We start from the raw sequence: 12831 nt of genomic DNA, 5'->3' as shown, positions 1-12831 counted from the left end.
TTATTTGGAGTTTTCATGCAGCCAAAAAATCTCAAACGTCTCCTGCGTGCCTTAGAGCGGCAGGGTTTGGATGTAACTTACAACAACCGCACTTATTCTATCCGTTTAGTTAATTCTCCTGATGCCCCTGTAGCAGAAGTGCTACTGCCAGAAGACTTTCCCGTAGAAGCTAAGGCACTCAAGCAGTTAGCGAATTTGGCAAGCGTCCGCCACCCGTCAGGTGGATACGTTTGTCGTGCCTGTGCTACGCCTGACTTTCACCCAGGTGATGCGGGTGTTGCCATTGGTTCAGTCATAGAAACTGTGGGTCAGGTTATCCCTGGCGCTGTCGGTTCTGACATCAATTGTGGGATGCGCCTACATGTTGCAGATTTGACAATCGAGGAATTTCTGGCAAAGCGTGACCAATTCGTAGAACGCATGAAGGGAGATTACTTCTTCGGTACGCGTGATGTGACGATGACTGCTCAGACAATGCGATCGCTATTTCAGTACGGAATTCCCGGTTGGCTGGATGCCATGCTAGATCAGCCTACGGGGAGTGTAGTCAAGTCTGATTTGGCACAACTTGCCCAAGAGAGCGATAGCTCCGCCAACGCCAAGGGCGAACGCATCTTTTTAGGTGGTTCAATGGATGGTAACTGGAAACTTGCGCCTGAAGAATTAGTTCCCGATGCTGGACTAGTACGCGATGGCGGACTGGCAACCATTGGCGGGGGTAATCATTTTGTAGAAGTGCAGCGAGTTGATAAAGTCGAAAATCGCACACTTGCCCACGCCTGGGGAGTACGCGAGGGACAGCTAGCTTTTATGATTCACTCTGGTTCTCGAAATGTCGGTAAGTATATTGGGGGAATGTGGCGAGATAAAGCTAAGGCGACTTGGCAAAAAGGTCTGAAGTACCCTGATTCTCAAATTTTTCCTCTTTCTACCCATTCTCACCCTGAACTAGTAGCTAGTTACCTGCAAGCTGAGGCCACTGCTGCTAACTATGCCTTTGTCAATCGCCTGCTGTTAGCGGAACTGCTGCGTCTGCGTTTGCGGGAAGTATATAAAGATGTGGAAGCACCTCTAGTTTATGACTTGCCGCATAACATCACCTTGCCACAACTTGAAGATGTAGAGACATTGTATACAACGTCTCTTCAATCCAAAATCCAAAATCCAAAATCCAAAATTGAAAAGTGGGTAACACGCAAGGGCGCTTGTCCCGCCCATGTAGGGCAACCAGTGATTATTCCTGGTTCAATGGGTGCTTATTCTTATCTGATGGTGGGTAGAGGCAATTCAGCATTTTGTAATTCTGCCTCACATGGGGCGGGAAGAATTCGTTCTCGCTTCGATCTCAATCGCAAAGGTGCATCTCAAAGTGAGGCGGAACTGGGATTAACTGGGGTAGACTGCATTACCCTGCGTGAAGAACGCCGAATTGAAGAAGCACCCGCCGCCTACAAACCGATTCAGTCTGTGATTGATGTGCAGGTTGAGGCAGAAATGGTGGACGTTGTGGCGCGATTGAGTCCGGTGTTGACGTTTAAGGCGTAGCTACTAAACAAAAAGCCCCTGGCGTTGACCAGGGGTATCCATCTTTATTCCCTGATATTAGGATTACATCTATAAAAAATAGTAGGTTGGGTTAAGGAACGAAACCCAACTTACCCAGTTTAAGGTTTTTGGCACTAACCCAAGCGTATTGTTCTGTAATCTGATATTAATCTCTTATTGATAAAAAGTTAGATTAAGAGATTGTGGAGTAAATATTTTACTAACTATTTATACGTTTCACTTGCTTAGTATTACTCACGAAAAAGGCAGCTTCAGTTTCAGTCCTTAAAAAACGGGACGCTACGCGTAGCTTGCTTCCACGTTCGCGTAGCGTCCTGTAGGGAAGTGGTACTACAGACTCAGGAACCATCGCAATACGCTTCAGTTAAGGCAAGAGACGCGATAAATCGCCGTCTTTACAAAGAACAGAACTTTCCAAGAGGAATTTTGAATTGTTAATATTCTGTTTGGTGAAGCAGAAAAACTTAAGTGTTTTTAGGTAGTTGCACAGTAAACAAACTACCTTTACCTAGTTCAGAAGTAACCTGAATAGTTCCGGCGTGCGCTTCTACAATCCGGTGGGATAGATGTAATCCTAAGCCACTACCTGAGCGTTTATTTTTACCTTGGCGAAATCGCTCGAAAATTGTTGCTTGATCTTCTGGCGCAATTCCATATCCTGTATCTTCTACCTCAATTGTTACCGAATCTGGATTGCCCGGATTTGGTGATCTTTCAAAAATGCGGATTGTTATGCCTCCTGTATCTGTAAATTTGATCGCATTTGCGATCAAGTTGTTTAGTACCCGCCGTAGTTCCAAGCGATCGCCCATAATAATACCAGCGTTTTTACTCAGGGGGTCTAATTCACGGGTGTCTATTTTTAGAGTCAAGCCTTTTTCACTAGTTAGAGGACTTATTTCACTCACTACTTCTTGACATATCTCACGTAAATCGCATAGCTCCCAATTCAACGTTTTTTTACCTGCCTCGAAGCGATAGACTTCTAACAGGGTGTTCACCATGTCCATCAAATTTTGGTTACTGCGAATCATCACTGCGATCGCCTGTTTCATTTCTGGCGAAATTTTGCAGAATGTTTCCATTTCAAACAAATTCAACATGCGATCGGAGGCTACTAGAGGAGTTCGCAAATCATGAGTCAGACGGGAAACAAAATCTTCCCGTTGGCGGGCCATTTTTTGTTGTTCGTCCAGACTGTGCTTGAGACGCAACAGCGATCGCACTCTTGCCAGTAGTTCATCAGTATCAAATGGTTTACGAATAAAATCGTCAGCACCAGCATCCAAACCTTCGACAACGCTGGATTCGTGAAAGGCAGTAATCAGCAGAATTGGAATATAAGAGATTGCAGGGTTATTCCGAATCCGACGGGTGACTTCATAACCATCTATTCCTGGCATCATCACATCTAATAAAATCAGATCGGGTGGAGATTGTTCAATTTGCTGTAAAGCCTTTATTCCATCTGAAACCAAATCAATTGCATACCCCTCACTTTCTAAAATTGCTTCAACCAAAATCAGATTATCTAGAATATCGTCAACTGCGAGAATACGATAAATTTTATTATTTTCAATTTCAGACATAATTCATTTATCAACTTTTATCAGTTTTTTTTGGAACTAATTAATTTATAGTTTAAATTTAGAATATCCTATTGATGCTTTACTGACTTGAGATGACTGATGTGTGCGAATTTTTACCAGAGCAAAAAATCTCGTCGCCATCTAACTGTAAAGCTGGAACATCAGCTGCTATCGATAATGTGATTTGACGCGGCAATTCTATTATAAACGTTGAACCGATTCCCAATTTGCTCTCAAGAAAGATTTTCCCGCCCATCATTCGTACCAGCGAATCTATAATTGCTAAACCCAGACCTGTACCTGGATATTTGCGAGTGATAGTTTGATCGACTTGCCAAAATGCTTCAAAAATATGTTTAAAATTTTTGGGTGCTATGCCAATACCTGTATCCCGAACAATAATTCCGACTCGATTTGCAGGTAGTTCCTTAACCTCAACCCAAATCTCACCAGACTCGGTGAACTTAATCGCGTTGGAGAGTAGATTAATTAAAATCTGTTTAATACGAACTGGATCATTAAATATTAAAGTATTTTGCAAATCGGTTTGCATTAACAATGATAGATTTTTGGCATCAGCTAGGGAACGCATTTCACCTACAGCAAGATTTACTACCTTTGATACATCAAATCTTTCCGCTTTTAAGTCTAATCGCCCTGCCTCCAGCTTGGAAAAGTCGAGAACTTCATTGACTAGCATCAGCAAATGCTTGCCATTATTAAAGATACGCTTAATCATATCTGCTTGCTGGTGCGTTAGTTGACCGAACTTAGGACGCAATAGTATTTGCGAAAAACCAATAATCGCATTCATCGGCGTTCTCAGTTCGTGGGACATAGTTGCCAAAAAATGTGATTTTAGCTGTGATGCCTCCAATAGCTTGAAGTTTTGCATTTGAATCTCTTGCTGTTGTTTTTCCAACTCTTGGTTCTTACGAATGAGTTGTTCATGACTTTCTCTGAGTTGCTGGATTGCCAAAGCTGCCTGCATTTCAGCCCGATAAACCCGAATCGCACTCCGCAAAACCTGGGACAATGTTTCTGGGGATATCTTAGACTTAGAGAGATAGTCTGTAGCACCAGCTTCGATTAATTGGACAGCAATTTGTTCATCTCCTTCACCAGTTAGAACTACTAAAGGAACTTTAATTTCCGAAGAACGTAGCTGTTGAATGAAGCTTAGTCCATTTTGGTCTAGTAAGCGATAGTTGAGTAAAACACAATCATAGGCAGTAGTGTTTAAGGCAGAAAACGCATCATTACCATCGCCTACTTCAGACAGTTTCATTTGAACACCTGCTTTAGTCAGGGCTGAACGGACTGCCATCCGGTCTACTTGGTCATCGTTTACAACCAAAATTTTCAGCGTCTCTTCCATCGCTTTTTATTTTCGCCGCCAAACATAGGTTAATATTTAACATTTATCTTTTCAGATTATCCAATTAAATAATATAAGATTTTCGGACATCTAAAATCTGTAACTTGAATAACTAAGGCATTTTGCACAATATCTAATACTTATTGGGCGTTGCCATCATTTCCAGATTCCTTAGGGAAGGTCAAAGGCAAATTCAGTCTGTTGTATCAATCTGGTAAATTTACCAGACTATTGAAATTAAACTCCTCGCAAATGAACAATGGCTTTCAAAAAATTAGCAATTAATCAAGGGAAAACTATTGATATGAATACAGCAAACATTGATATAAAGTAAAATCGAATATTTTACTAAACTTAAAACCAATTTTAAATCAGTCAACAAGCGACCGTCCTCAGTCATTGGTGAGAGTTGCATACCATTATCGTGTACCATATTGAGCAGTTTTACCCATCAGATAGGTTAGACCAAGTAAATAAGAAAGTATTGCCTATACCTATTTGTGAATCTGAAGTAATCCTACCTGCTGGAATTTTGGCAATTTTCTTAGCGATCGCCAGACCTGTGTTACTATTTTCCTGGCGATCGTTAAGAAAATTTTAGGAATAATACCAACTGCTTCCAAAGCTTCTGGCATTTGACCAAGGTTCCCTACAAGGGTTGAGCGAAAATTCCCAGCCTCTCCCCTAGAAGAAGAGAAGTCTTCCACATCCGGTGAAAAATCAGACAAACAAGCTTCCCACAAAGGACAACGAATTACTTTGCTGCTGGTCATTACAGCAAATTTTAACGCCGTCTGATTACCTTCCATGAGGATTACTATTGGCTGCATCAATCCGATGAATCCAAAGGTTTGCTTAAAAATCCCTCGAAACCATCGTTCACTTTCTCGTAAGGCAACTTTGAACTTTTGTAATTTGTCCATTTTTGAAAGTTTTATACTTAAATAATGGAACATACCAACTCAAAGCTGAATTCTAAGCAAGGGGGAACAATTTGGCATTCGTTTCAATATTTCATACTTTTTGTGCAAGTATCCATATATCTCCAGCTAGATTTGTCCTGTATCCAAATATGAAAAAATCAGGTATTTCTTATCTCTATCGGTGGATGCAGACGGGTTGAAATATCATCTATCTTTAGGTTGGGAAAAGAAAAGATAACGCTTACAAAAGGTCATACTTTGATTGAGGCAAATAGCGTAAGAGCGAGTGTAGCGATGAATGAAATTAGTATTATTTTAATTGAAGATCATGACTTAACGCGAATGGGGCTACGAGCGGCATTACAGGCTCACAGCGCATTGAAAGTAGTTGGCGAAGCGGCAAATGCTACCCAAGGATTAAAACTTTTAGAAACAGCAAAGCCAGATGTCGCTGTTGTAGATATCGGTTTGCCTGACATGGATGGTATCGAACTCACCCGTAAATTCAAACGCCAGCAAGCTGAAACTGGGCAATCGACTACGAAGATTCTAATCCTAACGATGGATCATACAGAGGATGCTGTACTTGCAGCCTTCGCGGCGGGTGCTGATTCTTATTATATGAAAGAAACAAGCATCAGTAAATTAACTGACGCCATCCAAGCAACTCACGCCGGTAATTCTTGGATTGATCCGGCGATCGCCAGTGTGGTATTGCGGAAGATGCGGCAAGGTATTCCTGGAGAGAGCCAAACCTCTGATAAGCCGAAGACTGTAAAAATTGAGGCGCTGGCGTCAGAATACGAGCAAGTTTTGGAAACATACCCTCTGACTCAGAGGGAACTGGAAATCCTAGAGTTGATTGTAGCTGGGTGTAGTAATGGACAAATTGCCGAGAAACTCTACATTACAGTTGGTACTGTGAAAACCCATGTTCGCAATATTCTAAATAAACTGTGTGCCGATGACCGTACCCAAGCTGCTGTGAGGGCGCTACGTTCTGGGTTGGTGGCGTAGGAACTAGGGATGAGGGAGCAGGGGGAGTAAGAATTTTAGATTTTAGATTTTAGATTTTAGATTAAAGAATTGAAATTTAATCCAAAAGACGCTCTCTACGCGGACTCGTTGCCGGAGCCTCTACGAAGGCGTAGCCCAAGGTAGAGAAGAGTTGAGGCTCCGCGAAGGCGCTAGCCACGCGCGTGAGGGAGAAGACCGCGCTGCTTCACGAAAATCCTTGCATTGAATTGTCCTGTTTGCCGAATACCCATTCAAAATCGTTCCTGTAAACATTCAGCAATCCGTCGTGCGGCTCCCGATTTTCCCATGCGTCGCTCACCATTTTCGGCAATAATTTGCAAAATATCAGGATCTTTGAAGAGAGACTGTACGATCTTGGCAACTTCTGCTGGCTGCTTAACTAAAATCAAAGATGAGCCTAAATGACGACTTTGAGCTTCAGCAAAGGCAGGGTTATATTGAGGCCCATTGCCAGAAATCGCGATCGCAGGTTTCCCTAAACCGATAAACTGTTCTGTAGCTGTACCTGCCATTGCGATCGCTATATCTCCCAAATGTAAGCAATCATTATAGGCTTGTTGTGTCAGCAGTAGATATGCATTCCTTTGTTTAAATGTCAATACATTTGGATCGTGAAGTTGGATAGGAGATGCTGATTCACTGCGCCAGCCTTGGGATTGCAGACTTTGGGATAAAATATTAGAGTCTAAACCCGGAGCGATCGCAGCTAAAAAAACCACTGTGCCAGAAGTGTAAAACACCGAATCTCGCTGCTGGAAACTTGCCATTAACGCAGATACGGCAATCATAATTGTTTCCCAGTTGGTGTATGCCTCTGGTGGACGGGAACCAGGAAGAAGAGTCACGATTAAAGGTCGAACTGTCTCTTGCTGTTGGCTATCCTGACTATAAAATTGTTGGCGTGAAAACGTCGCCTCCAGTCCATCCATCATGGGATTACCCAAATCAAAAGCGGGAATTGGCCATTGTTTTAATGTTTGGGTCGTCAGTGCATCTCTAGGAAACACTGCCTTACAACGGCGACGACTCATTAACCAACGTTCCCAAGGATGGTAAACTGAACCGGAAAAATTTTCCCAACGCGCACCTTGAGATTTTCGTGGTAACAATCCAGCTTCATCCCGCACATAATATTCAGATTTCGCCGTACCCACAAAAGCATAATTAGCGCCACTGAAAGTTGCAAACAACAGGGGGACAATATCTCCTACTGCTAAAATCGCTCTTTTATTACCTAATTTTTTTTGGGAACTCACCCAACGGCGGACAGCTTTAATCTGGCTGAGGGTAAGTTGCAATAAACCACCGCGTACATCCCGCACTAATTGGCGTCCATCCATATAAATAAAGCCGCCAGAAGGCATAGTGCGGACTGAACCGATCAGGGGGATATCCAACTGTTGATAAGCACGTCCTTCACCCACCAGAGGTAAAGCAAATACCTCTGGTGGGTTTGATTGTCGCTGGAATTCTTCCAAAATCCGAACTGCAATTACATCTTCCCCATGACCATTACTTAATACAAGTAACCGTAAAGGAGAAGTTGCAGCTTGCGAGTTAGAAGCTAGGGATAACTGAGATACATTACTCATAAGAAATAAAACATCAAAATTAACTGTCTGTTTGGCTAAGAGGTATAAATAGGGAAATCGGCGAAATTGAATGTAGTATACCAAGTCCAACCGATGATTGTGCGTTGGCGCAGCCCAACCCAGGCATCGCTGCAATTATCTGGTGCTATACTCATCGATCAGATACCCCAACAACGTTTGCAATCTCAGATTGGAACCACCATCAGTCCCGTTGGACTCCAGCAAGCAGTAGCATAAATTAACATCAATTAATAGACGAGCTTGCTTTGCGATCGCTTTTGCTGAAGCGATTGTCAATTGCATTAAATTGATCGCTATTGGCTGCTAATTAGGAGTCCCTAACTCATCCAAATAAATTCGCTGCACTTGGTCGCTGTTCAAAAATTAACCAAGGAAATCCCTTAAAGATTTGCTAATAAATGGAGTCGCCTTTCACTAAAATATCCGAAATAGACTGGTTATTAACTCTTCATTTTATCCTGAAAATAATCCCACATATATATAGCATTTCCTAATCACATGAGGTACATCATAGCCCCCTCCTCGCAAGTCACACAATTTTGGATTTTGGATTTTAGATTTTAGATTGACCCCAGCAATCAAGTCAGGGGCAAGTCATTTAATTTTAGATTTTGCGGAAAGTTGCTCTTGCGGCTCTGCCGACTTGAGCAAACTTTCCAAGACGGATTAAAGAATTATTCTCGCGTTTAAAGAAAGCTTGCTCTGGAACCTTTTTAAATAATGGAACGCAAGAATCTTCTCTTCTTAGGCAACGCCCAACAATTCCATTTTCCAAAATTTAAAATCTAAAATTCGGTGAGTAGGGCGTTGGGGGTGGGGTTAGAGTACCTCACAAAGACGGAGAACCGCTATATATCAAATTTTTACAGCAACTTTTCTAAATTAAAATATTAGTTAATGATTAATTATTAAGTTATTGTTATGATTCCTATAGTCGTTGATGCCCAGAAACTTGCTCAACAATTCTTTCTTGTCTACCTGATCTCTTTATCTAATTATAAAGATTACTGAATTGCTCTTTGGCTTGTAGCAAGTAGCGTGTCTAGTAGTTCTTCCTCCATGATATCACGGAGTGAAGATAGCTTGAGCCTGTTTCCTACTTCAGGATTTCTTGACTCCCGCGTTATCCTATGAAAAAGATAAAACTTTTGTGATCATGGGTAGGTCTTTCTCACTTGGAGAGTTCCAACAACCAAATTATCCCGTAGCATAAACAGGTATGAACTCTGCTTGATAAAAATATGGGAAAATTTTTGGAAATCTCTTAAAAACTCAGAACTCGCTAGTTATCTGCTCACTCAAGGCTCAGGACTCTCTATGTTAGCAGGCACAATTTTGCAGGATGGAAAATATACCCTAATCCAAGAAATAGGGCGGGGTGGCTTTGGCATTACGTTTAAAGCTACCCATCACTACTTGGGTCAGGAGGTGGTGATGAAAACCATCAATGAACGGCTGCGACAACATCCTGATTTTGCCAAATTCGAGCGCCAATTCCAAGATGAAGCCAGACGATTAGCTACGTGTATCCACCCAAATATAGTCCGAGTCAGCGATTTTTTTGTCGAAGATGGACTACCTTACATGGTGATGGAATACATTCGTGGCGAAACCTTGGGAGACGCATTTGTATTACCTGGAATACCAATGTCAGAAGCCACAGCAATTCATTACATCCGGCAAATTGGGGCAGCCTTGCAGGTAGTACATAACAATGGTTTGCTGCACCGGGATGTCAAACCAGATAATATTATCCAACGCCTGGGAACGCAGCAAGTAGTACTGATTGATTTTGGCATTGCCAGGGAATTTAATGGTGGTGTCAGGCAGACTCACACGGGTCTGGTTTCTGAGGGCTATTCTCCAATTGAGCAGTATTTGACGCAAGCATCGCGCACACCCGCCACGGATGTTTATGGTTTAGCAGCAACCTTATATGCGCTGTTGACAGCCCAAGTTCCGATGCCAGCATTATTGCGCGATCGCGAGCAAATGCCTTCCCCCCGCGAACTGCAACCACACTTGAGTGCTGCTGTCAACCAGGCGGTAATGCGCGGTATGGCGGTGGAATCTCGTTTTCGGCCAGCGACAGTTGCTGAGTGGTTACAACTGCTACCTGGAAATGAGGAGAATCTGACACCGCAAGCCTTAGCCACTTACGCAGTGCCAACTGTCAATCTATCTGCCCAGCAAGCAGCAACTTTAATTGGGAAAACTGCCCAAAATCCCATTCATAGACGATCTGCGTTGGCGCAGCCCAACCCAGGCATCGCCAAGGAAACTGTACTGGCTAAAAAACTGGGATCATCTAAAATATTTATTGGTATAGGTGTAGCCCTAGTTGCTGCTACAGCAGGTTTTGGGATCACGAGCATGTTACCCAAATCTCAGCCGCAGCCAACCGCAAAGCCACTTTTTGAACAGCCAACTAAAGAAGCACCCGCGAAAGTGCCTAGCTTCGATAGTAAATCTTCATCTCCGGGTGAAGAGACTAATACCACCTCAAGAACCGAATCACCACCTGTCTCTAATTCTAGGCAGCGTCGGCGCAATCGTCGGACTTCCCAAGAAGAATCTTCCACCAGCAGCCCTAGAGGAGAATCGCAACGCGGCGATTCCGAAAAATCCCCACCTTCACCTTCACCTAACGTTTCCCCCACACCCTCACTAGTGGAAAAACTACGGGCGATCCGGTCATCTCGTAAAGCCTCCCCTGCACCATTGCCACAAAATAACTTACCCGCTTCTAGTCCAGATTCTACCTCCCCCCAACCTGTGAATCCGTCAAAGCCTGTGGTCATCCCAGCAGTACCACCAACGCAATCCAAACAGTCAGATCCTTCTGGTGTAGTAGTACCAACACTAGAAAAGCAAAATTTACTGCCTAATAGTCAACCCCAAAATGATCAGCAATCCAAAGAAAATCTCCAAGATGACAATAATTAGTCAATTTGAGATTTTGAATTTAGGATTTTAGTTGACATTCGGAAATTTTTTTGAACGGAGAGGGGGAGATTCGAACTCCCGTTGAGTTTCCCCAAAACGCATTTCGAGTGCGTCACCATCAACCACTCGGACACCTCTCCAGCTATATCATTTACACATTTGAGTATCTATTGTATATTCAAATGCCGTGAGAATGAAGGGAAATTTTGGCGTATTCCCTATATTACTATAACATTATTGCTTTATCTGCGTAACGGAATGCTCCAAGAACGCCAATACTGGTAATGGGTTACGAACAACTTTGCAAACGTTGGTCAGAATTTCAACCTAGTATAATACCCTAAAACTTACTTTATCCATCAATGCTCAAATCAAAATCAATCAACATTCCCAAACCAACGCGCTACCAAAATGCGGCGATAGACTATTACATGGGACTGACAAATTCCCCCTATCTCCATTACGGATATTGGGAGCCACTACCTGCTGTGGGTGAGGAATTGACCATAACTCGGATGCGTGCGGCGCAAGTTGCCTATGCAGTCAAGCTTTTCAGTTTCATTCCAGAGGGTACAAAAACTGTGCTTGACGTAGGCTGTGGTATTGGTGGTAACGCAGCATATTTGTGCGATCGCGGTTTTGACGTTGAGGGATTAGCACCCGATGCAATCCAACAAGAAAAGTTTATCAAGAATACCAACTCTCAAGTACCTTTCTACTTAACCAGATTTGAAGATTTTCACACCTCAAACTCCTATGACCTAGTTCTGTTCAGTGAAAGCAGCCAATATATTGCTGCTGACGATTTAGCTCAGGGTGCAGCTCGTGTATTAAGTAGTGGTGGCTACCTATTGCTTGCGGATATGATGCGTTCTGATCCTGAATATCGAGAGGGCATTTTCTCTAATTGTCATGTCGCTAGCGAGCTTCAGGAAGCGTTAGAGCAGGCTGGATTTAAGTTAATAAAGACAGAGGACATCTCCAGCCAAATTGCGCCAACGATTGACTTGTGTCTTGATAACTTTCGTACTTTTGGACTGACTACCATCAAATATATTGCTGATGTTGTAGCGATCGCAGTCCCACCAATACACGCACTCGGTCGTTTAGCGTTCAAACGCTGGCTGGAAAAGCCGATTGTCGAGGGTTTAGCAGCACGCAGCATTTTTGATCGCCATCTCTGTTATCAAATCCAACTCTGGCAGTTATCTAAATCATCAGGTTAACCAAGATCACCTCTAAAACAAACACCTAAGATTGGCAATAAGCTTTTATCGCCAACAATATATTAGCAATTGATTAGAGGATGTTTTAAAAGAGTCTTTTACTCTCATGGTGAGTACAGCGAAGCATCTCAGTACATGGCTGAAACCTTGTTTTTTCGTTGTAGTTGATTCAAGTTAGAACCACAAGATTATACCTTCTGGGACGAATGGCACTAAGTTAAGATACAGCCCTTGCCCTGGCTTGTTAAGAGCCTCCTCTTTCTTGACCACAGGCAGAGAGAGCCTCTGGTCATACATTAAGAGTCTTAAGATTCTTAACCAGGCAACACAAGCCTTTGGGCTTTTATATAATGCCATTCCCTTTTGGGACTTTTAAAACAACCTCTTATATCATGTCCGCATAATTAGTTATGCTAACCACAGTCATTACACCCCACCCCTAACCCCTCCCCGCAAGCGGGGAGGGGAGACAAAGCGTAGCTTTGGCTCTTTGGGGTTCTTCGGGTTTAATAAGCAATCAAGCGGACATGATATTATCCCTCTTGTGTCACC

General features: G+C 42.9%; 9 protein-coding genes, 1 tRNA gene and 1 pseudogene. 5 read left to right on the top strand and 6 right to left on the bottom strand.

Annotated elements, in window-relative coordinates; translation table 11 throughout:
- Nucleotides 1-15: 15 nt before the first annotated feature.
- Nucleotides 16-1545 carry an RtcB family protein gene (locus HWQ23_RS31050; RefSeq protein ID WP_292837329.1) on the top strand — a complete coding sequence of 510 codons (1530 nt, stop codon included), beginning with the start codon at nucleotides 16-18 and terminating at the stop codon, nucleotides 1543-1545.
- 485 nt (nucleotides 1546-2030) lie between these two features.
- On the opposite strand, the gene HWQ23_RS31045 is transcribed toward HWQ23_RS31050, so the two are convergent.
- The 3 genes and pseudogenes from HWQ23_RS31045 to HWQ23_RS31035 all read right to left on the bottom strand — a co-directional run bounded on the left by HWQ23_RS31045 (nucleotide 2031) and on the right by HWQ23_RS31035 (nucleotide 5456).
- Complete coding sequence (locus HWQ23_RS31045; protein ID WP_292837327.1) at nucleotides 2031-3155, bottom strand: hybrid sensor histidine kinase/response regulator; 1125 nt, start codon at nucleotides 3153-3155, stop codon at nucleotides 2031-2033.
- 45 nt (nucleotides 3156-3200) lie between these two features.
- Nucleotides 3201-4533: pseudogene (locus HWQ23_RS31040) on the bottom strand (ATP-binding response regulator).
- Nucleotides 4534-5027: 494 nt separating this feature from the next.
- Nucleotides 5028-5456, bottom strand: coding sequence for a hypothetical protein (locus tag HWQ23_RS31035; protein WP_292837325.1), 429 nt, complete (start codon nucleotides 5454-5456; stop codon nucleotides 5028-5030).
- 294 nt (nucleotides 5457-5750) lie between these two features.
- Here HWQ23_RS31035 and HWQ23_RS31030 point away from each other — a divergent pair, with 294 nt between their 5' ends.
- A complete protein-coding gene (locus HWQ23_RS31030; RefSeq protein WP_292837323.1) occupies nucleotides 5751-6473 on the top strand; it encodes a response regulator transcription factor in 723 nt (240 codons plus the stop codon).
- A 251-nt stretch (nucleotides 6474-6724) separates the two neighbouring features.
- Here the strand turns inward: HWQ23_RS31030 and HWQ23_RS31025 are convergent, their stop codons facing one another.
- Nucleotides 6725-8086, bottom strand: a complete 1362-nt coding sequence (locus tag HWQ23_RS31025) for a lipid-A-disaccharide synthase-related protein (RefSeq protein WP_292837321.1) — start codon at nucleotides 8084-8086, stop codon at nucleotides 6725-6727.
- A gap of 66 nt (nucleotides 8087-8152) precedes the next feature.
- On the opposite strand from HWQ23_RS31025, the gene HWQ23_RS31020 reads away from it, so the two are divergent.
- Complete coding sequence (locus tag HWQ23_RS31020) at nucleotides 8153-8323, top strand: hypothetical protein (protein WP_292837422.1); 171 nt, start codon at nucleotides 8153-8155, stop codon at nucleotides 8321-8323.
- A 388-nt stretch (nucleotides 8324-8711) separates the two neighbouring features.
- Here HWQ23_RS31020 and HWQ23_RS31010 read toward each other — a convergent pair whose 3' ends face one another.
- A complete protein-coding gene (locus tag HWQ23_RS31010) occupies nucleotides 8712-8882 on the bottom strand; it encodes a hypothetical protein (RefSeq protein ID WP_292837319.1) in 171 nt (56 codons plus the stop codon).
- 542 nt (nucleotides 8883-9424) lie between these two features.
- Between HWQ23_RS31010 and HWQ23_RS31005 the strand changes: the two genes are divergently transcribed.
- Nucleotides 9425-11053, top strand: coding sequence for a serine/threonine protein kinase (locus HWQ23_RS31005; RefSeq protein ID WP_292837317.1), 1629 nt, complete (start codon nucleotides 9425-9427; stop codon nucleotides 11051-11053).
- Between the two features lie 55 nt (nucleotides 11054-11108).
- Here HWQ23_RS31005 and HWQ23_RS31000 read toward each other — a convergent pair.
- A tRNA-Ser gene (locus tag HWQ23_RS31000) sits at nucleotides 11109-11193 on the bottom strand.
- Nucleotides 11194-11415: 222 nt separating this feature from the next.
- On the opposite strand from HWQ23_RS31000, the gene HWQ23_RS30995 reads away from it, so the two are divergent.
- Nucleotides 11416-12279 (top strand): class I SAM-dependent methyltransferase, encoded by an 864-nt coding sequence (locus tag HWQ23_RS30995; protein WP_292837315.1) that lies wholly within the window; start codon nucleotides 11416-11418, stop codon nucleotides 12277-12279.
- Nucleotides 12280-12831 lie beyond the last annotated feature (552 nt).

The organism is Nostoc sp. JL33, from assembly GCF_017114985.1.
Lineage (GTDB): Bacteria > Cyanobacteriota > Cyanobacteriia > Cyanobacteriales > Nostocaceae > Nostoc.
This window is presented reverse-complemented; position numbering and strand designations above follow the sequence as displayed.

Coding starts and splice junctions, on each gene's coding strand:
- HWQ23_RS31050 (WP_292837329.1), top strand. CDS start 16: ATGCAGCCAAAAAATCTCAAACGTCTCCTGCGTGCCTTAGAGCGGCAG.
- HWQ23_RS31045 (WP_292837327.1), bottom strand. CDS start 3,155: ATGTCTGAAATTGAAAATAATAAAATTTATCGTATTCTCGCAGTTGAC.
- HWQ23_RS31035 (WP_292837325.1), bottom strand. CDS start 5,456: ATGGACAAATTACAAAAGTTCAAAGTTGCCTTACGAGAAAGTGAACGA.
- HWQ23_RS31030 (WP_292837323.1), top strand. CDS start 5,751: ATGAATGAAATTAGTATTATTTTAATTGAAGATCATGACTTAACGCGA.
- HWQ23_RS31025 (WP_292837321.1), bottom strand. CDS start 8,086: ATGAGTAATGTATCTCAGTTATCCCTAGCTTCTAACTCGCAAGCTGCA.
- HWQ23_RS31005 (WP_292837317.1), top strand. CDS start 9,425: ATGTTAGCAGGCACAATTTTGCAGGATGGAAAATATACCCTAATCCAA.
- HWQ23_RS30995 (WP_292837315.1), top strand. CDS start 11,416: ATGCTCAAATCAAAATCAATCAACATTCCCAAACCAACGCGCTACCAA.